At 44.2% G+C, this 24,910-nt stretch carries 13 protein-coding genes, 11 tRNA genes and 6 rRNA genes; 1 reads left to right on the top strand and 29 read right to left on the bottom strand.

Features of this window, described 5'->3' with window-relative positions; all coding sequences use genetic code 11:
• Positions 1-237: 237 nt before the first annotated feature.
• Both aceB and aceA read right to left on the bottom strand, forming a co-directional pair.
• A complete protein-coding gene (gene aceB, locus PSR12_RS00650; protein ID WP_039885193.1) occupies positions 238-1,836 on the bottom strand; it encodes a malate synthase A in 1,599 nt (532 codons plus the stop codon).
• 112 nt (positions 1,837-1,948) lie between these two features.
• The gene (gene aceA / locus PSR12_RS00645; protein ID WP_221681309.1) at positions 1,949-3,232 is read right to left on the bottom strand and encodes an isocitrate lyase; all 1,284 of its coding nucleotides are present in this window, start codon (positions 3,230-3,232) and stop codon (positions 1,949-1,951) included.
• 214 nt (positions 3,233-3,446) lie between these two features.
• Here aceA and PSR12_RS00640 point away from each other — a divergent pair, with 214 nt between their 5' ends.
• The gene (locus tag PSR12_RS00640; RefSeq protein ID WP_274771161.1) at positions 3,447-4,118 is read left to right on the top strand and encodes a LytTR family DNA-binding domain-containing protein; all 672 of its coding nucleotides are present in this window, start codon (positions 3,447-3,449) and stop codon (positions 4,116-4,118) included.
• A gap of 104 nt (positions 4,119-4,222) precedes the next feature.
• Here the strand turns inward: PSR12_RS00640 and rrf (PSR12_RS00635) are convergent.
• From rrf (PSR12_RS00635) to cysK, 27 genes are all read right to left on the bottom strand, one after another.
• Positions 4,223-4,338: ribosomal RNA gene (rrf, locus tag PSR12_RS00635) — 5S ribosomal RNA — on the bottom strand.
• A gap of 191 nt (positions 4,339-4,529) precedes the next feature.
• Positions 4,530-7,457 (bottom strand): 23S ribosomal RNA (locus PSR12_RS00630).
• Positions 7,458-7,546: 89 nt separating this feature from the next.
• Positions 7,547-7,622: transfer RNA gene (locus PSR12_RS00625), tRNA-Ala, on the bottom strand.
• Between the two features lie 12 nt (positions 7,623-7,634).
• Positions 7,635-7,711, bottom strand: a tRNA-Ile gene (locus tag PSR12_RS00620).
• Positions 7,712-7,805: 94 nt separating this feature from the next.
• Positions 7,806-9,357 (bottom strand): 16S ribosomal RNA (locus PSR12_RS00615).
• A 142-nt stretch (positions 9,358-9,499) separates the two neighbouring features.
• A tRNA-Ala gene (locus PSR12_RS00610) sits at positions 9,500-9,575 on the bottom strand.
• 20 nt (positions 9,576-9,595) lie between these two features.
• Positions 9,596-9,672 (bottom strand) — tRNA-Pro (locus PSR12_RS00605).
• Between the two features lie 9 nt (positions 9,673-9,681).
• Positions 9,682-9,758 (bottom strand) — tRNA-Arg (locus PSR12_RS00600).
• An 8-nt stretch (positions 9,759-9,766) separates the two neighbouring features.
• Positions 9,767-9,855 (bottom strand) — tRNA-Leu (locus PSR12_RS00595).
• A 5-nt stretch (positions 9,856-9,860) separates the two neighbouring features.
• Positions 9,861-9,935 (bottom strand) — tRNA-Gly (locus tag PSR12_RS00590).
• 37 nt (positions 9,936-9,972) lie between these two features.
• Positions 9,973-10,057, bottom strand: a tRNA-Leu gene (locus tag PSR12_RS00585).
• Positions 10,058-10,074: 17 nt separating this feature from the next.
• Positions 10,075-10,150, bottom strand: a tRNA-Lys gene (locus PSR12_RS00580).
• A 6-nt stretch (positions 10,151-10,156) separates the two neighbouring features.
• A tRNA-Thr gene (locus PSR12_RS00575) sits at positions 10,157-10,232 on the bottom strand.
• A gap of 3 nt (positions 10,233-10,235) precedes the next feature.
• A tRNA-Val gene (locus PSR12_RS00570) sits at positions 10,236-10,311 on the bottom strand.
• Between the two features lie 10 nt (positions 10,312-10,321).
• A 5S ribosomal RNA gene (gene rrf / locus PSR12_RS00565) occupies positions 10,322-10,437 on the bottom strand.
• Between the two features lie 115 nt (positions 10,438-10,552).
• Positions 10,553-13,480: ribosomal RNA gene (locus PSR12_RS00560) — 23S ribosomal RNA — on the bottom strand.
• Positions 13,481-13,661: 181 nt separating this feature from the next.
• Positions 13,662-15,214: ribosomal RNA gene (locus PSR12_RS00555) — 16S ribosomal RNA — on the bottom strand.
• Together the 16S, 23S and 5S rRNA genes with 11 tRNA genes alongside form the textbook arrangement of a ribosomal RNA operon.
• A gap of 672 nt (positions 15,215-15,886) precedes the next feature.
• Positions 15,887-16,168 (bottom strand): hypothetical protein, encoded by a 282-nt coding sequence (locus PSR12_RS00550; protein ID WP_221683415.1) that lies wholly within the window; start codon positions 16,166-16,168, stop codon positions 15,887-15,889.
• A 206-nt stretch (positions 16,169-16,374) separates the two neighbouring features.
• Positions 16,375-17,877 carry a lysine--tRNA ligase gene (gene lysS / locus PSR12_RS00545; RefSeq protein WP_221683414.1) on the bottom strand — a complete coding sequence of 501 codons (1,503 nt, stop codon included), beginning with the start codon at positions 17,875-17,877 and terminating at the stop codon, positions 16,375-16,377.
• Positions 17,878-18,056: 179 nt separating this feature from the next.
• Positions 18,057-19,097 carry a tRNA dihydrouridine synthase DusB gene (gene dusB / locus PSR12_RS00540; protein WP_274771158.1) on the bottom strand — a complete coding sequence of 347 codons (1,041 nt, stop codon included), beginning with the start codon at positions 19,095-19,097 and terminating at the stop codon, positions 18,057-18,059.
• 87 nt (positions 19,098-19,184) lie between these two features.
• Positions 19,185-19,697: a 2-amino-4-hydroxy-6-hydroxymethyldihydropteridine diphosphokinase gene (folK, locus tag PSR12_RS00535; protein WP_274771156.1), complete on the bottom strand. Its 513-nt coding sequence runs from the start codon at positions 19,695-19,697 to the stop codon at positions 19,185-19,187.
• A complete protein-coding gene (gene folB, locus PSR12_RS00530; RefSeq protein WP_221683411.1) occupies positions 19,697-20,062 on the bottom strand; it encodes a dihydroneopterin aldolase in 366 nt (121 codons plus the stop codon). The genes folK and folB overlap by 1 nt, the downstream gene beginning before the upstream one ends.
• Entirely contained in the window at positions 20,062-20,916 is an 855-nt protein-coding gene (folP, locus tag PSR12_RS00525) for a dihydropteroate synthase (RefSeq protein ID WP_221683410.1), read from the bottom strand. Before folP ends, folB begins: the two co-directional genes overlap by 1 nt.
• Before the next feature lie 13 nt (positions 20,917-20,929).
• Entirely contained in the window at positions 20,930-21,769 is an 840-nt protein-coding gene (pabC, locus tag PSR12_RS00520; RefSeq protein ID WP_274771153.1) for an aminodeoxychorismate lyase, read from the bottom strand.
• Positions 21,770-22,351 carry an aminodeoxychorismate/anthranilate synthase component II gene (gene pabA / locus PSR12_RS00515; protein ID WP_274771152.1) on the bottom strand — a complete coding sequence of 194 codons (582 nt, stop codon included), beginning with the start codon at positions 22,349-22,351 and terminating at the stop codon, positions 21,770-21,772.
• Positions 22,348-23,778, bottom strand: coding sequence for an aminodeoxychorismate synthase, component I (pabB, locus tag PSR12_RS00510; protein ID WP_274771151.1), 1,431 nt, complete (start codon positions 23,776-23,778; stop codon positions 22,348-22,350). The genes pabA and pabB overlap by 4 nt, the downstream gene beginning before the upstream one ends.
• A gap of 128 nt (positions 23,779-23,906) precedes the next feature.
• On the bottom strand, positions 23,907-24,836 hold the full coding sequence (gene cysK, locus PSR12_RS00505; protein ID WP_274771150.1) for a cysteine synthase A: 930 nt from the start codon (positions 24,834-24,836) through the stop codon (positions 23,907-23,909).
• Between the last annotated feature and the right edge of the window lie 74 nt (positions 24,837-24,910).

Here is a 24,910-nt window from a genome sequence, read left to right as displayed (position 1 = left end):
GATGTACTATATAAAAGATGCCTTACTGCTCCCCATCTAAGCTAGTAAGACATCTTTACCCCTTAAAATCTCTTAACTTTTATTTATAGACCCCTTTTAATTCAATCGTGCTCATCTCTTTAAACGGGGGAACAGACCCCGTCACGTTATGTTAGTGGAATAGGCTGGATTGTACCCGAGTGCAATCCTTAGATAGTTATTAGGAAAGTTTGATATGTTGGATAGTAGACTTGTATTTTACGCTAATTTTTCATACCCTGGAAGTGTCAAGAATTCCGCAAATTCATCTTGTTCAATTAAGGATTTAAACAGTTCAGCAGCTTCTTCATAGCGACCACTGTTATAAGCTTGTTCCCCAACAGCCTCTTTAATTTTCACAAGTTCTTCTTCCAATATTTCTAAAACAAATGCTAGTGTAATACCGCGTCCATCATCTAAGATTCCTTTGGGATGACGGATCCATTGCCATACTTGTGTACGAGAGATTTCTGCTGTTGCAGCATCCTCCATCAAGTTATTAATTGGTGCAGCTCCGTTACCTCGAAGCCATGAAGCAATATATTGTACACCCACACTACAGTTAATACGTAGACCTTCAATTGTAATTGTTCCTTCTGGTACAGCTACTAAATCTTCGGCTGATACTTGTACATCCTCACGCTTTTTATGAATTTGATTAGGCGTTGTCATAATAGCATCAAATTGCTCCATCGCTGTTGCAACCATACCAGGATGTGCTACCCATGTACCGTCATGCCCCTCTGTTGCCTCACGACGTTTATCTTCTGCCACCTTTGCAAATGCCACTGCATTCGCCTCATCATCATTTTTAACTGGAATTTGAGCTGCCATTCCGCCCATTGCTGGTGCATTTCGCTTGTGACATGTTTGAATACATAAAGATGTATAGGCTTTCATAAAAGGTACTGTCATCGTTACTTGCCCACGGTCTGGCAAAATAACATCAGCTTGATTGCGTAGACGTTTAATGTAGCTGAAAATATAATCCCAACGACCACAATTCAAACCAGCTGAATGTTCACGTAGCTCATATAAAATTTCATCCATCTCAAATGCAGCTAAAATCGTTTCGATTAATACAGTAGCTTTTATTGTCCCCTGTGGAATACCAATATAATCTTGAGCAAACACAAAGACATCATTCCATAGTCGAGCCTCTAAATGACTTTCAAGCTTTGGTAGATAGAAATATGGCCCTGTACCTTGTGCAAGTGCGTTTTTGGCATTGTGGAATAGATATAAACCGAAGTCAAAGAAACTGCCTGAAATCGGCTCTCCATCCACCAGGACATGCTTCTCAAGCAAGTGTAGACCTCGTGGACGAACTAATAGCACTGCTGTCTCATCATTTAATTTATATGTTTTACCATTGGATACTTGTGTAAACTCAATGGTCTTATTAATAGCATCACGCATATTAATTTGACCGCCAATCATATTTTCCCATGTCGGAGAAGATGCATCTTCAAAGCATGCCATGAACATTTTTGCTCCAGAATTTAACGCATTAATAACCATTTTCCGATCAACAGGCCCTGTAATTTCAACACGGCGATCTTGCAAGTCGTTTGGAAGTGGTGCGATTACCCAATCACCTTCACGAATATGCTTTGTCTCTGGTAGGAAATCCAGCTTCTCTCCCGCATCAAGTCGTTTTTGGCGTTCTTGTCGAGCCTCCAACAGCTCCTTGCGGCGAGCATCAAATTTTTCGTGCAGAGCAAGAACAAATTCAAGAGCTTCAGGTGTCAAAATTTCATTAGTTTGCTCATTTTGTTCTCCAACAATTTTAAGCTTACCTGTCGTTGCTTGTTCCATTAGCTGTTTACCCACCTTTGTCATTTTAGTTTCGTCATCCTCCGCTTTAGGAGGAGCGGAGGAGACTATTCTATGATTATGAATTTAGGAAAACACGTATTTAAACTACGACTTATACAAACTGTTCTGTTTCAGTAGAACCAGCCATTGCTGTTGTAGAAGAAGTACCACCAGAGATAACCTGAGAGATTTCATCAAAGTATCCAGTACCTACTTCGCGTTGGTGACGTGTAGCTGTATAGCCTTTAGACTCAGAAGCAAATTCTGCTTGTTGTAGCTTAGAATATGCAGCCATACCATTATCTTTATAGTCATGAGCAAGCTCGAACATAGAGTGGTTTAGTGCATGGAAACCTGCTAAAGTAACGAATTGGAATTTATAACCTAACTTACCAAGTTCACGTTGATACTCTGCAATTTCTTCTTCTGAAAGATTTGCCTTCCAGTTGAATGAAGGTGAGCAGTTGTACGCAAGCATTTTACCTGGGAACTCAGCATGAATAGCTTCAGCAAATTCTCTAGCTTCTTCAAGTGATGGTTTAGAAGTTTCACACCAAATTAAATCTGCATATGGAGCGTAAGCTAAACCACGAGCAATTGCCTGTTTGATTCCAGCTTTTGTACGGAAGAAGCCTTCAGGTGTGCGTTCACCAGTGATGAACTCTGCATCACGTGGATCAATATCTGATGTAACCATATCAGCAGCATCAGCATCTGTACGTGCAATTAAAATTGTATCTACACCCATAACATCTGTTGCTAAACGTGCAGCTACTAAGTTACGAACAGCATTTTGTGTTGGAAGTAATACTTTACCTCCAAGGTGTCCACATTTCTTTTCAGAAGCTAATTGATCTTCTAAGTGAACACCAGCTGCTCCTGCTTCAATCATACCTTTTACAAGCTCGAATACGTTTAGAGGCCCACCAAAACCTGCTTCTGCGTCTGCTACGATTGGCGCGAACCAATCAAATTGATCAACACGTCCTTCAGCATGATCAATTTGATCTGCACGTTGAAGCGCTTGATTAATTCGTTTTACTACTGCTGGTACAGAGTTAGCTGGATATAATGATTGGTCAGGATACATTTGACCAGACAGGTTTGCATCAGCAGCTACTTGCCAGCCTGATAGATAGATAGCCTTTAAGCCAGCTTTTACTTGTTGTACTGCCTGATTCCCCGTTAATGCCCCCAATGCATTGATGAACGGTTCCTCATGTAATGAATTCCAAAGTCGAGTAGCACCTTTTTGCGCTAGTGTTTGTTCAATTACTACTGTTCCCTGTAATTTAACAACTTCTTCAGCTGAATATGTGCGTTCAATACCAGCCCAACGTGGGTTTTCAGCCCATTGTTTTTCTAAAGTTTCGATTCTTTCTTGACGAGTTGACATATTGAAATTCCACCTTCCCCTTTGTGTACAATATACTCTGTTAAAAAACTTTTAATTATCTGTTCCATAACAGGTTTATTTGTTGTAAATTAATATATAACAGACTATTTGAATTTTCATTATTTTTCGATAAAAGATCAAATTTTAAGGATAAAACTACCTTTTTTGACGATGAAATTTGGAAGACTGTTTACAAACAAGGGGGATATTCACAATGAACAATGAGTTAAATTCTTTCGTAAAAGATATTTCACAACAATATATTTTTATGTTGAAAGACTGGATACCTGCTGATTCATCCATTGCGATTGCTGTTGAAAATTCTTATGTTTATTTTCACTCTGGTCACCAAAGTATTCATTTAGAGATAGGTCAACAAGTCTTACCTGGGAGTATTGCGGACCAAGTATTACAGACTCAAAAAAGAACAGATGCTATATTAGATAATTCCCTATTCGATACGCCATATTACGGCATTGGTTATCCTATATACATTCAAAATAAGCCTGCTGCTCTCGTCATTGTCCTACCGTCATCATTTACAGCAAAAAGAGCAGAACCATTTCAATTTTTAACTGGAAAGCAAGAGGAGGAATGGAATCCTGTAGCAATTAATAAAATATCTCATATTGAAAGCCTACAGAAAAAAACATGGTTTTATGTAGAGGGTGATCAGTATAAAACGAGCATTACACTCAAAGAACTTCAATTACGATTACCATCATATTTTATTCGTATCCATAGATCTTACATTGTAAATATACACTTCATAAAAAAAATGGCACGTGATTTAACATCAAATTTTATTGTCACTTTAATTGATGGAAATGAGTTGCCAGTGAGTCAATCTTATCTAACTGATCTTCGGAGTGCTCTTGAATTTTAAGTATATAGGGCTGTCTTTTTCGGGGGACAGCCTAATTTAAACTATCTTCTTAATTTGTGTACAACAAAAAAAGACCAGAGAATTTATTCTCTGATCTTTCATTTGCCTAGCGACGTCCTACTCTCACAGGGGGAAGCCCCCAACTACCATCGGCGCTAAAGAGCTTAACTTCCGTGTTCGGTATGGGAACGGGTGTGACCTCTTTGCCATCATCACTAGACTTATTCGACCTCCAATACACGGCATATTACTGCGTCAGCTGCTCTCGTTCAATCAGTCACGTACAAAAGTACGCTCCTTCAATCACTCATTTGCTTCCTTGTACTACTTGTGTCTTGAAGCTCTCTTTTTTATTGAAAGATTTGTTCTTTCAAAACTGGATAAACGGTGCATTGAATGCTTCAAACTTTTTTGGTTAAGTCCTCGATCGATTAGTATTCGTCAGCTCCATGTGTCACCACACTTCCACCTCGAACCTATCTACCTCATCGTCTTTGAGGGATCTTACTTACTTGCGTAATGGGAAATCTCATCTTGAGGGGGGCTTCATGCTTAGATGCTTTCAGCACTTATCCCGTCCACACATAGCTACCCAGCGATGCCTTTGGCAAGACAACTGGTACACCAGCGGTGTGTCCATCCCGGTCCTCTCGTACTAAGGACAGCTCCTCTCAAATTTCCTACGCCCACGACGGATAGGGACCGAACTGTCTCACGACGTTCTGAACCCAGCTCGCGTACCGCTTTAATGGGCGAACAGCCCAACCCTTGGGACCGACTACAGCCCCAGGATGCGATGAGCCGACATCGAGGTGCCAAACCTCCCCGTCGATGTGGACTCTTGGGGGAGATAAGCCTGTTATCCCCGGGGTAGCTTTTATCCGTTGAGCGATGGCCCTTCCATGCGGAACCACCGGATCACTAAGCCCGTCTTTCGACCCTGCTCGACTTGTAGGTCTCGCAGTCAAGCTCCCTTGTGCCTTTACACTCTACGAATGATTTCCAACCATTCTGAGGGAACCTTTGGGCGCCTCCGTTACCTTTTAGGAGGCGACCGCCCCAGTCAAACTGTCCGCCTGACACTGTCTCCTGCCCCGCTAAGGGGCATGGGTTAGAATTTCAATACAACCAGGGTAGTATCCCACCGACGCCTCCTTCGAAGCTGGCGCTCCGAGATCTCTGGCTCCTACCTATCCTGTACAAGTTGTACCAAAATTCAATATCAGGCTACAGTAAAGCTCCACGGGGTCTTTCCGTCCTGTCGCGGGTAACCTGCATCTTCACAGGTACTATAATTTCACCGAGTCTCTCGTTGAGACAGTGCCCAGATCGTTACGCCTTTCGTGCGGGTCGGAACTTACCCGACAAGGAATTTCGCTACCTTAGGACCGTTATAGTTACGGCCGCCGTTTACTGGGGCTTCAATTCGCAGCTTCGCTTGCGCTAACCACTCCTCTTAACCTTCCAGCACCGGGCAGGCGTCAGCCCCTATACGTCACCTTACGGTTTTGCAGAGACCTGTGTTTTTGCTAAACAGTCGCCTGGGCCTATTCACTGCGGCTCTCATGCGCTTGCACGCTCAAGAGCACCCCTTCTCCCGAAGTTACGGGGTCATTTTGCCGAGTTCCTTAACGAGAGTTCTCTCGCACACCTTAGGATTCTCTCCTCGACTACCTGTGTCGGTTTGCGGTACGGGCACCTCTCACCTCGATAGAGGCTTTTCTTGGCAGTGTGAAATCAGGAACTTCGTCCATACGGACTCGCCATCACAGCTCAACGTTACAGTGTGCGGATTTGCCTACACACACGCCTTACTGCTTGGACGCGCACAACCAACGGCGCGCTTACCCTATCCTACTGCGTCCCCCCATTTCTCAAACGGTGAGGAGGTGGTACAGGAATATCAACCTGTTGTCCATCGCCTACGCCTATCGGCCTCGGCTTAGGTCCCGACTAACCCTGAGCGGACGAGCCTTCCTCAGGAAACCTTAGTCATACGGTGGACGGGATTCTCACCCGTCTTTCGCTACTCATACCGGCATTCTCACTTCTAAGCGCTCCACCAGTCCTTCCGGTCTGACTTCAACGCACTTAGAACGCTCTCCTACCACTGACATCGTAGATGTCAATCCACAGCTTCGGTGAATCGTTTAGCCCCGATACATTTTCGGCGCAGCGTCACTCGACCAGTGAGCTATTACGCACTCTTTAAATGATGGCTGCTTCTAAGCCAACATCCTGGTTGTCTGTGCAACGCCACATCCTTTTCCACTTAACGATTACTTTGGGACCTTAGCTGGTGGTCTGGGCTGTTTCCCTTTTGACTACGGATCTTATCACTCGCAGTCTGACTCCCGTGTATAAATATCTGGCATTCGGAGTTTGTCTGAATTCGGTAAACCGGGATGGCCCCCTAGTCCAAACAGTGCTCTACCTCCAGTATTCTCATCACGAGGCTAGCCCTAAAGCTATTTCGGAGAGAACCAGCTATCTCCAAGTTCGATTGGAATTTCTCCGCTACCCACACCTCATCCCCGCACTTTTCAACGTGCGTGGGTTCGGGCCTCCAGTAAGTGTTACCTCACCTTCACCCTGGACATGGGTAGATCACCTGGTTTCGGGTCTACGACCACGTACTATTTCGCCCTATTCAGACTCGCTTTCGCTGCGGCTCCGCCTTCTAAAGCTTAACCTCGCACGTAATCGTAACTCGCCGGTTCATTCTACAAAAGGCACGCTATCACCCATTAACGGGCTCTAACTACTTGTAGGCACACGGTTTCAGGATCTCTTTCACTCCCCTTCCGGGGTGCTTTTCACCTTTCCCTCACGGTACTGGTTCACTATCGGTCACTAGGTAGTATTTAGCCTTGGGAGATGGTCCTCCCGGATTCCGACGGAATTTCACGTGTTCCGCCGTACTCAGGATCCACTCAGGAGAGAACGAACTTTCGACTACAGGGCTTTTACCTGCTCTGGCGGACCTTTCCAAGTCGCTTCATCTAACTCGCTCTTTTGTAACTCCGTATTGAGTGTCCTACAACCCCAAGAGGCAAGCCTCTTGGTTTGGGCTCTTCCCGTTTCGCTCGCCGCTACTCAGGGAATCGATTTTTCTTTCTCTTCCTCCAGGTACTTAGATGTTTCAGTTCCCTGGGTCTGCCTTCAAGACGCTATGTATTCACGTCAAGATACTACGCGATTAAACGTAGTGGGTTCCCCCATTCGGAAATCTCCGGATCAAAGCTCACTTACAGCTCCCCGAAGCATATCGGTGTTAGTGCCGTCCTTCTTCGGCTCCTAGTGCCAAGGCATTCGCCGTGCGCCCTTAATAACTTAACCAAGTTATTAAGCCTATAAAAAACTTAAAAAATAAATGTGTTTGTTACAATTTCAATGTCGTTTTATCCAGTTTTCAAAGAACAAAAAAATGGTGGAGCCTAGCGGGATCGAACCGCTGACCTCCTGCGTGCAAGGCAGGCGCTCTCCCAGCTGAGCTAAGGCCCCAAGAGGTATATATGGTGGGCCTAAATGGACTCGAACCATCGACCTCACGCTTATCAGGCGTGCGCTCTAACCAGCTGAGCTATAGGCCCTCTTGGAAGTTTTATTAAATTTCATAAACCTTCAAAACTGAACGCAAAACGTAATCGTACAAACCCAAGGTTTGTATTCCGAAATAATCCTTAGAAAGGAGGTGATCCAGCCGCACCTTCCGATACGGCTACCTTGTTACGACTTCACCCCAATCATCTATCCCACCTTCGGCGGCTGGCTCCAAAAGGTTACCTCACCGACTTCGGGTGTTACAAACTCTCGTGGTGTGACGGGCGGTGTGTACAAGGCCCGGGAACGTATTCACCGCGGCATGCTGATCCGCGATTACTAGCGATTCCGGCTTCATGTAGGCGAGTTGCAGCCTACAATCCGAACTGAGAACGACTTTATCGGATTAGCTCCCTCTCGCGAGTTGGCAACCGTTTGTATCGTCCATTGTAGCACGTGTGTAGCCCAGGTCATAAGGGGCATGATGATTTGACGTCATCCCCACCTTCCTCCGGTTTGTCACCGGCAGTCACCTTAGAGTGCCCAACTAAATGATGGCAACTAAGATCAAGGGTTGCGCTCGTTGCGGGACTTAACCCAACATCTCACGACACGAGCTGACGACAACCATGCACCACCTGTCACCGTTGCCCCCGAAGGGGAAACTATATCTCTACAGTGGTCAACGGGATGTCAAGACCTGGTAAGGTTCTTCGCGTTGCTTCGAATTAAACCACATGCTCCACCGCTTGTGCGGGCCCCCGTCAATTCCTTTGAGTTTCAGTCTTGCGACCGTACTCCCCAGGCGGAGTGCTTAATGCGTTAGCTGCAGCACTAAGGGGCGGAAACCCCCTAACACTTAGCACTCATCGTTTACGGCGTGGACTACCAGGGTATCTAATCCTGTTTGCTCCCCACGCTTTCGCGCCTCAGCGTCAGTTACAGACCAGAAAGTCGCCTTCGCCACTGGTGTTCCTCCAAATCTCTACGCATTTCACCGCTACACTTGGAATTCCACTTTCCTCTTCTGCACTCAAGTCCCCCAGTTTCCAATGACCCTCCACGGTTGAGCCGTGGGCTTTCACATCAGACTTAAAGGACCGCCTGCGCGCGCTTTACGCCCAATAATTCCGGACAACGCTTGCCACCTACGTATTACCGCGGCTGCTGGCACGTAGTTAGCCGTGGCTTTCTAATAAGGTACCGTCAAGGTACAGCCAGTTACTACTGTACTTGTTCTTCCCTTACAACAGAGTTTTACGATCCGAAAACCTTCTTCACTCACGCGGCGTTGCTCCATCAGGCTTTCGCCCATTGTGGAAGATTCCCTACTGCTGCCTCCCGTAGGAGTCTGGGCCGTGTCTCAGTCCCAGTGTGGCCGATCACCCTCTCAGGTCGGCTACGCATCGTCGCCTTGGTGAGCCGTTACCTCACCAACTAGCTAATGCGCCGCGGGCCCATCCTATAGCGACAGCCGAAACCGTCTTTCAGTCCTTCACCATGAAGTAAAGGAGATTATTCGGTATTAGCCCCGGTTTCCCGGAGTTATCCCAAACTATAGGGTAGGTTGCCCACGTGTTACTCACCCGTCCGCCGCTAACGTCAAAGGAGCAAGCTCCTTTTCTGTTCGCTCGACTTGCATGTATTAGGCACGCCGCCAGCGTTCGTCCTGAGCCAGGATCAAACTCTCCATAAAAGAAATTTGATTAGCTCAAATTGTTTTGCTGGCATCATGTTTGATGTCCAAAATTGTGTTTCGTTCGCTAGTAAAACTAGCTACTTAAAACTTTATTGATTACGTTTTGCTTGTTCAGTTTTCAAGGTTCATGTATTTGAATTGGTGGAGCCTAGCGGGATCGAACCGCTGACCTCCTGCGTGCAAGGCAGGCGCTCTCCCAGCTGAGCTAAGGCCCCGTTTTTTTATTTTTAGGAAATGGTCGGGAAGACAGGATTCGAACCTGCGACCCCTTGGTCCCAAACCAAGTGCTCTACCAAGCTGAGCTACTTCCCGTTGTTATTATGGCGCGCCCGACAGGAGTCGAACCCATAACCTTCTGATCCGTAGTCAGACGCTCTATCCAATTGAGCTACGGGCGCATTTAAAATGGTGCCGAGGACCGGAATCGAACCGGTACGGTAGTCACCTACCGCAGGATTTTAAGTCCTGTGCGTCTGCCAGTTCCGCCACCCCGGCACATTTGGAGCGGAAGACGAGGTTCGAACTCGCGACCCCCACCTTGGCAAGGTGGTGTTCTACCACTGAACTACTTCCGCATGTGCATAAGCTTTTTTTATCTGGCAATGAAAATAATGGTGCGGGTGAAGGGAGTCGAACCCCCACGCCTTGCGGCGCTAGATCCTAAGTCTAGTGCGTCTGCCAATTCCGCCACACCCGCTTATTATTATTTGAAAATGGTGAGCCATGAAGGACTCGAACCTTCGACCCTCTGATTAAAAGTCAGATGCTCTACCAACTGAGCTAATGGCTCGAAAAATGGTGCCGGCTATAGGAATCGAACCCACGACCTACTGATTACAAGTCAGTTGCTCTACCTGCTGAGCTAAACCGGCATATGGTGGAGGATGACGGGCTCGAACCGCCGACCCTCTGCTTGTAAGGCAGATGCTCTCCCAGCTGAGCTAATCCTCCTGGGTATTATGCCTAGCGATGTCCTACTCTCACAGGGGGAAGCCCCCAACTACCATCGGCGCTAAAGAGCTTAACTTCCGTGTTCGGTATGGGAACGGGTGTGACCTCTTTGCCATCATCACTAGACTTATTAAAAGACAAGATTTATTATACCATATTTCAGTATAAATACAAGCTTTTTTTAAAACTTACTTGTTCTTTCAAAACTGGATAAACGGTGCATTGAATGCTTCAAACTTTTTTGGTTAAGTCCTCGATCGATTAGTATTCGTCAGCTCCATGTGTCACCACACTTCCACCTCGAACCTATCTACCTCATCGTCTTTGAGGGATCTTACTTACTTGCGTAATGGGAAATCTCATCTTGAGGGGGGCTTCATGCTTAGATGCTTTCAGCACTTATCCCGTCCACACATAGCTACCCAGCGATGCCTTTGGCAAGACAACTGGTACACCAGCGGTGTGTCCATCCCGGTCCTCTCGTACTAAGGACAGCTCCTCTCAAATTTCCTACGCCCACGACGGATAGGGACCGAACTGTCTCACGACGTTCTGAACCCAGCTCGCGTACCGCTTTAATGGGCGAACAGCCCAACCCTTGGGACCGACTACAGCCCCAGGATGCGATGAGCCGACATCGAGGTGCCAAACCTCCCCGTCGATGTGGACTCTTGGGGGAGATAAGCCTGTTATCCCCGGGGTAGCTTTTATCCGTTGAGCGATGGCCCTTCCATGCGGAACCACCGGATCACTAAGCCCGTCTTTCGACCCTGCTCGACTTGTAGGTCTCGCAGTCAAGCTCCCTTGTGCCTTTACACTCTACGAATGATTTCCAACCATTCTGAGGGAACCTTTGGGCGCCTCCGTTACCTTTTAGGAGGCGACCGCCCCAGTCAAACTGTCCGCCTGACACTGTCTCCTGCCCCGCTAAGGGGCATGGGTTAGAATTTCAATACAACCAGGGTAGTATCCCACCGACGCCTCCTTCGAAGCTGGCGCTCCGAGATCTCTGGCTCCTACCTATCCTGTACAAGTTGTACCAAAATTCAATATCAGGCTACAGTAAAGCTCCACGGGGTCTTTCCGTCCTGTCGCGGGTAACCTGCATCTTCACAGGTACTATAATTTCACCGAGTCTCTCGTTGAGACAGTGCCCAGATCGTTACGCCTTTCGTGCGGGTCGGAACTTACCCGACAAGGAATTTCGCTACCTTAGGACCGTTATAGTTACGGCCGCCGTTTACTGGGGCTTCAATTCGCAGCTTCGCTTGCGCTAACCACTCCTCTTAACCTTCCAGCACCGGGCAGGCGTCAGCCCCTATACGTCACCTTACGGTTTTGCAGAGACCTGTGTTTTTGCTAAACAGTCGCCTGGGCCTATTCACTGCGGCTCTCATGCGCTTGCACGCTCAAGAGCACCCCTTCTCCCGAAGTTACGGGGTCATTTTGCCGAGTTCCTTAACGAGAGTTCTCTCGCACACCTTAGGATTCTCTCCTCGACTACCTGTGTCGGTTTGCGGTACGGGCACCTCTCACCTCGATAGAGGCTTTTCTTGGCAGTGTGAAATCAGGAACTTCGTCCATACGGACTCGCCATCACAGCTCAACGTTACAGTGTGCGGATTTGCCTACACACACGCCTTACTGCTTGGACGCGCACAACCAACGGCGCGCTTACCCTATCCTACTGCGTCCCCCCATTTCTCAAACGGTGAGGAGGTGGTACAGGAATATCAACCTGTTGTCCATCGCCTACGCCTATCGGCCTCGGCTTAGGTCCCGACTAACCCTGAGCGGACGAGCCTTCCTCAGGAAACCTTAGTCATACGGTGGACGGGATTCTCACCCGTCTTTCGCTACTCATACCGGCATTCTCACTTCTAAGCGCTCCACCAGTCCTTCCGGTCTGACTTCAACGCACTTAGAACGCTCTCCTACCACTGACATCGTAGATGTCAATCCACAGCTTCGGTGAATCGTTTAGCCCCGATACATTTTCGGCGCAGCGTCACTCGACCAGTGAGCTATTACGCACTCTTTAAATGATGGCTGCTTCTAAGCCAACATCCTGGTTGTCTGTGCAACGCCACATCCTTTTCCACTTAACGATTACTTTGGGACCTTAGCTGGTGGTCTGGGCTGTTTCCCTTTTGACTACGGATCTTATCACTCGCAGTCTGACTCCCGTGTATAAATATCTGGCATTCGGAGTTTGTCTGAATTCGGTAAACCGGGATGGCCCCCTAGTCCAAACAGTGCTCTACCTCCAGTATTCTCATCACGAGGCTAGCCCTAAAGCTATTTCGGAGAGAACCAGCTATCTCCAAGTTCGATTGGAATTTCTCCGCTACCCACACCTCATCCCCGCACTTTTCAACGTGCGTGGGTTCGGGCCTCCAGTAAGTGTTACCTCACCTTCACCCTGGACATGGGTAGATCACCTGGTTTCGGGTCTACGACCACGTACTATTTCGCCCTATTCAGACTCGCTTTCGCTGCGGCTCCGCCTTCTAAAGCTTAACCTCGCACGTAATCGTAACTCGCCGGTTCATTCTACAAAAGGCACGCTATCACCCATTAACGGGCTCTAACTACTTGTAGGCACACGGTTTCAGGATCTCTTTCACTCCCCTTCCGGGGTGCTTTTCACCTTTCCCTCACGGTACTGGTTCACTATCGGTCACTAGGTAGTATTTAGCCTTGGGAGATGGTCCTCCCGGATTCCGACGGAATTTCACGTGTTCCGCCGTACTCAGGATCCACTCAGGAGAGAACGAACTTTCGACTACAGGGCTTTTACCTGCTCTGGCGGACCTTTCCAAGTCGCTTCATCTAACTCGCTCTTTTGTAACTCCGTATTGAGTGTCCTACAACCCCAAGAGGCAAGCCTCTTGGTTTGGGCTCTTCCCGTTTCGCTCGCCGCTACTCAGGGAATCGATTTTTCTTTCTCTTCCTCCAGGTACTTAGATGTTTCAGTTCCCTGGGTCTGCCTTCAAGACGCTATGTATTCACGTCAAGATACTACGCGATTAAACGTAGTGGGTTCCCCCATTCGGAAATCTCCGGATCAAAGCTCACTTACAGCTCCCCGAAGCATATCGGTGTTAGTGCCGTCCTTCTTCGGCTCCTAGTGCCAAGGCATTCGCCGTGCGCCCTTAATAACTTAACCAAGTTATTAAGCCTATAAAAAACTTAAAAAATAAATGTGTTTGTTACAATTTCAATGTCGTTTTATCCAGTTTTCAAAGAACAAGTTTTGAAGTGTTTCATTCAGATAGAATGAACCTTCAAAACTGAACGCAAAACGTAATCGTACAAACCCAAGGTTTGTATTCCGAAATAATCCTTAGAAAGGAGGTGATCCAGCCGCACCTTCCGATACGGCTACCTTGTTACGACTTCACCCCAATCATCTATCCCACCTTCGGCGGCTGGCTCCAAAAGGTTACCTCACCGACTTCGGGTGTTACAAACTCTCGTGGTGTGACGGGCGGTGTGTACAAGGCCCGGGAACGTATTCACCGCGGCATGCTGATCCGCGATTACTAGCGATTCCGGCTTCATGTAGGCGAGTTGCAGCCTACAATCCGAACTGAGAACGACTTTATCGGATTAGCTCCCTCTCGCGAGTTGGCAACCGTTTGTATCGTCCATTGTAGCACGTGTGTAGCCCAGGTCATAAGGGGCATGATGATTTGACGTCATCCCCACCTTCCTCCGGTTTGTCACCGGCAGTCACCTTAGAGTGCCCAACTAAATGATGGCAACTAAGATCAAGGGTTGCGCTCGTTGCGGGACTTAACCCAACATCTCACGACACGAGCTGACGACAACCATGCACCACCTGTCACCGTTGCCCCCGAAGGGGAAACTATATCTCTACAGTGGTCAACGGGATGTCAAGACCTGGTAAGGTTCTTCGCGTTGCTTCGAATTAAACCACATGCTCCACCGCTTGTGCGGGCCCCCGTCAATTCCTTTGAGTTTCAGTCTTGCGACCGTACTCCCCAGGCGGAGTGCTTAATGCGTTAGCTGCAGCACTAAGGGGCGGAAACCCCCTAACACTTAGCACTCATCGTTTACGGCGTGGACTACCAGGGTATCTAATCCTGTTTGCTCCCCACGCTTTCGCGCCTCAGCGTCAGTTACAGACCAGAAAGTCGCCTTCGCCACTGGTGTTCCTCCAAATCTCTACGCATTTCACCGCTACACTTGGAATTCCACTTTCCTCTTCTGCACTCAAGTCCCCCAGTTTCCAATGACCCTCCACGGTTGAGCCGTGGGCTTTCACATCAGACTTAAAGGACCGCCTGCGCGCGCTTTACGCCCAATAATTCCGGACAACGCTTGCCACCTACGTATTACCGCGGCTGCTGGCACGTAGTTAGCCGTGGCTTTCTAATAAGGTACCGTCAAGGTACAGCCAGTTACTACTGTACTTGTTCTTCCCTTACAACAGAGTTTTACGATCCGAAAACCTTCTTCACTCACGCGGCGTTGCTCCATCAGGCTTTCGCCCATTGTGGAAGATTCCCTACTGCTGCCTCCCGTAGGAGTCTGGGCCGTGTCTCAGTCCCAGTGTGGCCGATCACCCTCTCAGGTCGGCTACGCATCGTCGCCTTGGTGAGCCGTTACCTCACCAACTAGCTAATGCGCCGCGGGCCCATCCTATAGCGACAGCGAGATGCCGTCTTTCAGTCTCTTGCCATGAAGCAAAAGAGATTATTCGGTATTAGCCCCGGTTTCCCGGAGTTATCCCAAACTATAGGGTAGGTTGCCCACGTGTTACTCACCCGTCCGCCGCTAACGTCAAAGGAGCAAGCTCCTTTTCTGTTCGCTCGACTTGCATGTATTAGGCACGCCGCCAGCGTTCGTCCTGAGCCAGGATCAAACTCTCCATAAAAGAAATTTGATTAGCTCAAATTGTTTTGCTGGCATCATGTTTGATGTCCAAAATTGCGTTTCGTTCCCTAACCGAAGCTAGTTACTTAAAACTTTATTGATTACGTTTTGCTTGTTCAGTTTTCAAGGTTCATTTAGCAACCATCTCTCGACAGCAACTTTTAAATTATAACATTTCTTCTCTTTTGTTGTCAACACTTTTTTGAAATATTTTTCAAATCACCGGAGACGACTTTTAAATTATATTATAATCAATTGTTTATGTCAACATCTTTTTTCAAATTGTTTTTGAAGTTCGATGTCGTTGATTGCATTGTCTTAACGACAAGTAATAATTTATCACGTTGGAAAGCACTTCGCAAGTGTTTTTTAAACAAAATCTAATTTTATTTAATAAACTTGCTTTAATAAGCTATTTTGCGCATTTACGAGAATCGTGAATCATAGTATCTTTCCTTATTTATTATTTGTTTTACTATACATCTCTTTCTATTAAATCTCAATATCTTAAATTACAATACTACTTACTTTTCAAGTTAAATATAGCTCATAAAAAACTACAAATTTAAATATGTTGTTTAAGTCTTAGAAGGTTTTATAAAAATGCAATAAATGAAAATAAGCAGGCGCTAAAGTAGAAGTACTTTAGCGCCTGCTTATTTCTAATATGTCCCTATTTTATTTCATTACCTTGAGGGTCAACTATATTTAAACACCACAAGAAGTTATCCCATGCAGAATACCAGCCACTAAAGATTTCAGAAGAATCGTCCCAACGAACATCAAATTTCTTATGGCCATCTATTTCTACTAAATATAAAGTAAGAGTCTCGTCTTTTTTAGCAACGACTAATTTCATACCATGCTCGAGTTCTTCCTCTGTAAACGGAACATCAGAAACAGAACGTAATTGTGCCTGTTCATATACTTGTTTGTTAATAATTTTGTAATTCATTATAAGCCCCCAATAAAATACTTCTTTTTTATACTTATTGTATTTGAAAAACATAGAACTATAAAAGTATAACCTAAATATAAACCACGTTTAAACAACTTAATTTTTTTCATTGAACAAAAAGAAGAGAACTCACTATCATGTGAATTCTCCTCTTAATCCATTGACTGCTCTTTAATAGCTCTATAAAGAGCCTACGCAGCAATTTATTTTGTAATATGACGCATTGTTGGGAACAATAATACATCACGAATTGATGGTGAATTTGTTAGTAGCATAATTAAACGGTCAATACCAATACCTAAACCACCTGTTGGAGGCATACCGTATTCTAATGCTTCAATGAAATCATTGTCCATTTCATGTGCCTCATCATTACCTGCTTCTTTTTCTGCCAATTGTGCTTCAAAGCGTTGGCGTTGGTCGATAGGGTCATTTAACTCAGTGAAAGCATTGGCGTGCTCACGACGAACGATAAATAACTCAAAGCGATCTGTAAAACGCTCGTCCTCTGGATTTTTCTTCGCAAGAGGTGAGATTTCTACCGGGTGACCATATACAAATGTAGGCTGTACAAGCGTCTCTTCTACTTTCTGTTCGAAGAATTCATTGATAATATGACCTACTTCGTGAACATCCTTTACTTCAACTCCATGCTCTTTAGCAAGTGCTTGTGCTTGTTCTTTTGTCATCGGCTGCCAGAAGTCTACACCTGTTGCCTCTTTTACAGCGTCAACCATATGAACTCGTTTCCAGCCTACAGCAAGGTTGATTTCATCTTCACCATATTGAACGGATGTTGTACCAAGAACTTCTTGGGCTACATGTGCAATAAGGTTTTCAGTTAGAGACATGATATCTTGATAATCAGCAAATGCTTCATACAGTTCAATCATTGTAAATTCAGGGTTGTGGCGTGTAGAAATTCCTTCATTACGGAACACACGTCCGATCTCGTAAACTTTCTCTAAACCACCAACTATTAAACGTTTTAAATGCAATTCGATGGCAATTCGCATATATAATTCCATATCAAGGGCATTGTGATGCGTAATAAATGGACGAGCAGCTGCGCCACCAGCAATTGTGTGAAGCATTGGTGTTTCTACTTCTAAGTATCCAGCATTATCTAAGTAATTTCGTATTGCACGAATAATTTTCGAACGCGTGATAAATGTCTTTTTGCTATCTTCGTTTGTCATTAAATCTAGATAACGTTGGCGATAACGTTGCTCAACATCCTGCAAGCCGTGGAATTTCTCTGGCATAGGACGTAGCGCTTTTGTAAGGAATGTGAATTCCTCAGCCTTTACAGAAAGTTCTCCCACTTGTGTACGGAACACGTTACCACGCACACCAACGATATCTCCTAAATCAGCTTGTTTAAATAATTCATACGCTTCTTCGCCTACATGATCTTGACGAACATAAATTTGTATTTGACCATTTAAATCTTGAATATGTGCAAAGCCAGCTTTTCCTTTACCACGTTTCGTCATAATACGGCCCGCAATAATTACCTCTTGAAGGTTTTCCTCAAGCTGTTCTTTTGTTTGATCTGCAAATTGCTCACGTACTTCTGTTGATAAATGTGTACGCTCAAAACGGCTTCCAAATGGATCTTGTCCATTTTCTAGTATCGTTGTCATCTTTTGGCGTCTCACCAATAGTTGATCATTTAATTCTTCTATATTTGACACTTGTTTCACTCCTTAAGTAAATTGTCCGCGTTTACGTCCATAATATTTCTATTGTACACAATTTCAGTGCTGTAATCATCTGTTTCAATTTATTTTCAATCCAATACAAAATAATTAATAATTCTAAAAATTAAAGGTGTTGCTGAAAAGGCGCCTCTATCAAATTATAGAGACGCCCATAATAAAAACTATATAATTAATTCTTTGACTTCTGGAACAATCAATTTAGTTTCGCTTTCTTCATACTCCTGTACAAGACTATTTAATAGTACTCGAAGTTCTGCCGCCGTTTCTGTTTGGTTAATAGCATTGCGGGCCTTACCATTGCCACGGATTCCTTTTAAATACCATGATGCATGCTTACGCATTTCCCGTACTGCAATTCCTTCTCCCTTTAATTGAAGAAGTCGTTCAAAGTGTAGTAAACATACGTCCATTTTTTCTCGTACACTTGGCTCTTCTTTTAATTCACCAGTTGCTAGGTATTGAACCGTACGATAGATCATCCATGGATTACCTAAAGCAGCACGTCCAATCATTACTGCATCTACACCTGTAGTTTCCAGCATACGTTTAGCATCTTGGGGTGTTTCCACGTCACCATTACCTAGCACAGGAATGCTGACATTTTCCTTCACTTGACGAATGTAATCCCAGTTCGCTTTACCTTCATACATTTGTACACGTGTACGACCATGAACTGCTACTGCAGCTGCACCTGCACGCTCAACAGCTTGAGCGTTTTCAATTGCAAAGATATGTTCTTCATCCCAACCAATACGCATTTTTACGCTAACAGGCTTTTTAACAGCATCCACAACAGCCGCTACCATCTCATATACTTTATTAGGATCAAGTAGTAAACGTGCTCCCGCTTCACATTTTATAATTTTATTAACAGGACACCCCATGTTGATATCAATAATATCAGCAGTCGTATTTTCATCCACATATTTCGCTGCTTCCACTAAGGTTTCTTTATCTCCACCAAAGATTTGCAGTGAAAGAGGATTTTCACGTTCATCGATATAAAGCATACTTAATGTTTTTTCATTTTTTTGGACAATGCCCTTATCACTAATCATTTCAGCGTATACGAGACCTGCCCCAAACTCCTTAACCGTTAATCGGAAAGCAGAGTTACAAATCCCAGCCATTGGCGCTAATACTACTCGGTTGTCCATGACAATATCGCCAATTTGAAATGGCTTCTCTGTTGACTGACCCAACGTTTTTCTTCCTCCTCTATAGGCTTTACCTATTTTCTCTATCTATCGTTAATGCTATACGCTGATAATTCATTCCTATACAAATACTTAATTTACCGCTGACGGCTCATTAAAGTGGTTCCAGAAGATTACGCCTTCCTTTTCACGATCCATTTGCTGTAACAGATCATGCGCTTGTTGTAGCTGTTCATCGAATGGTGATGGTGTAATCTCTACAAGTGGTACTAGGACGAACGCTCGCTCGTACATTCTTGGATGAGGAACAATTAAATTCTCCGTTTCAATATTCTCTTGATTGTAAAGTAAAATGTCAAGATCAATAACTCTTGGGCCCCAGCGGAATTCTCTTACACGCCCTAATTCCCGTTCGATTTCTTGGCAAATATTCAACATCTCAACAGACGATATAGGTGTTTTTAGATGAACAGCTATATTTAAAAAATCTGCCTGATCCGTATAACCTACAGCAGCTGTCTCAAAGACAGATGAAACACGAATCAACTCTAGTTCCTTCTTTTCCTTTAAAAGGTCTACTGCGTGCTGAAGATTCTCATATCTCTCCCCCATATTTGTTCCGATAGATAAATAGACATCCTTCATTAGAAAACACCCCTCGTAACCTCAACAGAGACTTCTTTATAATAGCCATGAATAGGGGGGTCTGGTTTAATGAGCTCTACACGAACTCCTTTTACTTTATCAGGATAGCTTGCTAAAATCACATTTGCTATTTTCACAACAAGAGCCTCAATAAGCTTAAACGGTTCGCCCTCTACAATATCCCTACATAACGCATATACCTCTGCATAATTAACGGTATAAGAAAGATCATCCGTTTCACCAGCTTTTGTCATGTCTACTGCAAGCGAAACATTTGCTCGAAAGCGTTGGCCTAGAGTAGTTTCAGCTGCTAATACACCATGATAACCATAGAACTGCATGTCCTTTAAATGAATATAATCCATCACGCTTCCTCCTTAAACAAACGTTTACCCACTAATACATCCGTCATATACGTTGCCCGCGCCATTTCCTTTACATCATGAACTCTTATCATATGACAACCCTTTTCAATTCCATAAACCACTGTTGCGCTTGTCCCTTCAAGTCGCTCCTCAACAGGTAAGTTCAGGACATTACCAATCATTGATTTACGTGATGTTGCTAATAATACGGGATAGCCCATAGCCACTAAATCCGATAAGTGTTGCATCATAGCTATATTTTGTGCAGTATTTTTAGCAAAGCCGATACCTGGATCTAAGATGATATGATGATCGGGAACTCCCGCTTGCTGTGCAATGGCAATACTTTTTTCTAAATCTGCCTTTGCAGTCGTCCAAAAATCAACACCATAATCCATATTTTCACGATTATGCATTAAAATGATCGGAACATGTAAGTCTGCAGCAACCTGAGCAATTTCTGGTTCTGCCTTTGCTCCCCAAATATCATTGATGATGTGTGCGCCCGCTTCAATTGCGGCACGCGCCACACTTGCTTTATACGTATCAACTGAAATAATGACCTTTACTTCCTGTGCTAACGCTTGAATAACAGGCACGATGCGTGCAATTTCATCTTCATCTGAAATTCGTTCGTACCCAGGACGTGTAGACTCTCCACCTACATCGATAATTTTTGCTCCTTCGGCCACCATTTTTTTTGCTTGAGTAACAGCAGCCTCCACATTGTTATACTTTCCTCCATCAGAGAAGGAGTCCGGTGTAACATTTAGAATCCCCATAACAAATGTTTCTTGTCTATAGTCTAATGTAATACCATTAATCGTTAATGGTTTCGTATATTTTTCTAGCATGTAAACGCTCCTTCTATCCTCGTTCCACTTCTTGAACAAATGCGCTATGCAAAATGGAATAAATAGGTCCTTTATTGCCTAAAAATGGCTGGTTCTCCAAGCTACTAATAGGCACAAGTTCTTGTACTGAATTGGTAATGAAGCATTCCGTACTTTGTAGTAAATCCTCTTTTGTATAAAAGCCTTCCTGTACGTCAAGGTTTAGCGCACTAGCCTTTTCTATAACCCATGCACGAATAATTCCTGGTAAAATACCTGTCTCCAAGGAAGGAGTATATAGTATATCATTTTTTATCCAAAATATATTTGATGTCACACCTTCAGCTACATAGCCTGATTCTGTTAAAAAGAAACCTTCTTGTTGGGCCAGTGATGGCATTTCAAAGCGACCAAGCACGTTATTGCCGTAATGGTGCGATTTAACACGAAAGGCTTGTTCAGGTGTATTGCGTGGTATGGTAAGCCATTGTGCAAACTTTTCAGTACCACGCGGTGTGTCTTGAAGTTCCTTGCGAAAAATGATGATATTAGGTTGTCTATATTCTGTTGGTTGTAATCCAATATTATGTTCACCCGCAGATACATTTAAACGGAAGTAACCATCCTGACCGCCAGCAAGTTGATTTAGTTGTTGCACAGCCTCAAGTAATACACTTTCAGGATAGTTTAAATGAATGTGATATTGTGATAAAGCACGCTGTAATCTTTCCATATGTGCTTCCCAGTAAAATACCTGACCACCATATGTTCGGAACGTTTCAAAAAATCCTAATCCATATAAAAATCCATGATCAAATGGCGAAATTCTCAGATCCTGGGCCGCCATATAGTTTCCGTTCATCCAGCACTGCATCTATTTCACTCCTTCTACATACATTTCTATAAATTGGCGAAGTAGTTGTTTCCCTTGCTCGGTCATAATGGATTCCGGATGATATTGTACACCCTCAATAGGATATTCCTTATGACGTAAACCCATAATTTCTCCTTCTTCTGTCCAAGCTGTTACTTCTAGACACGCTGGTAATGTCTCCTTATCAACAATAAGAGAATGATAGCGAGTTGCTTGGAATGGATTTGGCATGCCTTTATGCAAACCTACTTCAGCATGCAGCACGGGTGATGTCTTCCCATGCATTAAACGTTCCGCTTGTATGACATGACTACCAAACACTTGTGCAAGTGCCTGATGTCCAAGACAAACCCCTAAAATTGGAATATTTCCCGCGAAATATTTAATAATGTTCAGGCTTTCCCCTGCCTCATTTGGACTACATGGCCCTGGAGAAATAACAATCATATCTGGCGCAAGTTGTTCTATTTCTTCTACTGTAATAACATCATTACGTTTTACTACTATGTCATGACCAAATTCGCCCAAATATTGGACGATGTTATAAATAAATGAATCGTAGTTATCGATCATTAAAATCATTTTACTCCCTCCTCTGCCATTGCCTTTGCCTGCCACATTGCCTTCGCTTTATTTAAAGATTCCTGATACTCTCTTTCCGGAACAGAGTCAATGACAATACCTGCTCCAGCTTGAATATGGGCAACCCCATCTTTTACAAACGCTGTACGGATTACAATATTAAACTCCATATCACCTGTAAAGCCTAGCCAACCGATCGAGCCTGTATATAAACCACGTCTTACAGGCTCCAATTCTTCAATAATTTCCATAGTGCGGATTTTTGGTGCTCCTGTAATTGTGCCACCTGGGAACATCGCACGAATAACGTCTGCATTCGTTTTCCCTTCTGCTATTTCTCCACGCACATTCGAAACGATATGCATAACATGTGAATAGCGCTCAATAACCATAAACTCATCCACTTTCACTGTTCCATAGGTGGATACACGTCCTAAATCATTGCGCTCTAAATCCACTAACATCACATGCTCAGCACGTTCTTTATCATTATCAATTAATTCTTGAGCCAATGCTAAATCTTCCTCTTCGGACTTTCCTCTTGGTCGAGTGCCAGCTATTGGTCTCGTCGACAACTCATTGCCTTGACGCTTGACTAGTAACTCTGGCGATCCAGAAACAACAGAGAAATCAGGTGCTTCAATATAAGCCATATATGGTGACGGATTAAACGCTCGTAGTGCCTCATAGACATCTAGTGCAGTTGCATTGAGTTTCTTAGACTGACGCACAGATAAATTCACCTGAAAGACATCACCTTGCGCGATATACGTTTGGATTTTTTTAACCGCTGCCTCGAAATCGTCGCCTGCAAATGAAACAAGCAACTCATTTTCATCATTCTTAACTTCTATAGCGGTTGTTTTCTCAAATTTGCGCGCGTCTAATCCAGCCTGTGCTGCAACCTGCCAGATGTTAGCCCATTCTTCCAAGTTAACCTCATTCTCTTCTAACTTCATAAGTGTCACGGTATTCGTTTTCACATCATGTACGGCCCAGCAATCAAAGATATAATAATAGATATCTGGCACTTGTAAATCATCTGTTGCTGTATTAGGAAGCTCCTCAATTTTACGAGCATAATCATACGACACAAATCCAATAGCCCCTCCCTGAAAAACAGGTAGCTCTCCATTATAAGAAACCTGATATTCCGCCACAAGCTCTTCCAGTAAGTCGAGGGGCTCACCTTGTAAAACTTCCTGTCTGCCATTTCTCCAATTGACCAAAAGCCCACCCTCTACTGATCGTGCGGTAGCTAATGGATTCCACGCAGCTATTGAAAAATGTCCACCACGTCCACTTTCTAAAAACACATGCGCTTGCTGAGTCTCTGTCTGCCTTTTATAGCTATAAAAAAATGAATCTGCATCCATCGTTAATGTTTTTGTAAGTATTGTTTTCAAGTTATTTTCCCCTTTAAACATATGCTGTGATTCCATCTTAACTTGATTATTACATAGAAGCGAATATTTTTATAATTTTCATAGTGTCCAAGTTTTTGCACTAAAAAAAGGGCCCCTTTATAAAGGAGCCCTTACATAAAAAAATTGAATTAGTCTTCAAATTGATATAAAGGTGTTGATAGATAACGCTCACCATTAGAAGGCACAATAGCAAGGACATTCGAACCCTTACCTAAACGTTTTGCCGCTTCAATTGCAGCATAGATTGCAGCACCAGATGAAATACCACATAGGATTCCTTCTTCACGTGCTACTTTACGTGCTATTTCAAAAGCAACCTCATTTTCAACAGGGAATACTGAAGAATAGACTTCCGTATCTAAAACTGCTGGTACAAATCCAGCGCCAATTCCTTGAATTTTATGAGGCCCTGGTTGACCACCAGAAAGAACTGGTGAATCCTTTGGTTCAACTGCAATGATTTCAATGTTTGGATACTTTTCTTTTAAGACCGCACCAGCACCAGTAATTGTACCACCTGTGCCAACACCAGCTACAAAAGCATCAAGTGTTAGGCCATCAAATGCTTCTACTATTTCTGGGCCTGTTGTTAAACGGTGAATTACCGCGTTCGCAGGATTTGTAAATTGTTGTGGTAGAAAGTAGCCATGTTCTTCAGATAGTTCTTCTGCTTTAGCAATTGCACCTTTCATACCTGCTGGACCAGGCGTTAATACAAGCTCTGCACCGTAAGCACGCAATAAATTACGACGCTCTAAGCTCATTGTTTCTGGCATAACTAAAATGGCTTTATAACCTTTAGCAGCGGCAATCATTGCAAGACCAATACCTGTATTACCAGATGTCGGCTCAATAATTGTACCACCTGGTTTTAATGTCCCGTCTTTTTCGGCAGCTTCGATCATGGCTAAAGCTAGACGGTCTTTCACCGAGCTTCCCGGATTAAAATATTCTAATTTTACATACACAGTACCTTCATTTTCACTTGTTGCATGATTTAATTTTACAATTGGTGTTTTACCAACTAATTCAGCTACCGAGTTTGCTAATCTACTCATTTACTAATCCACTCCCAATCCCTACTATTTTTATAGGTTTTACTTATTTTGTATTTTATCAATTTTTCCATTCG

The organism is Lysinibacillus sp. G01H (assembly GCF_028872195.1).
Classification (GTDB): Bacteria; Bacillota; Bacilli; order Bacillales_A; family Planococcaceae; genus Lysinibacillus; species Lysinibacillus capsici.
This window is presented reverse-complemented; position numbering and strand designations above follow the sequence as displayed.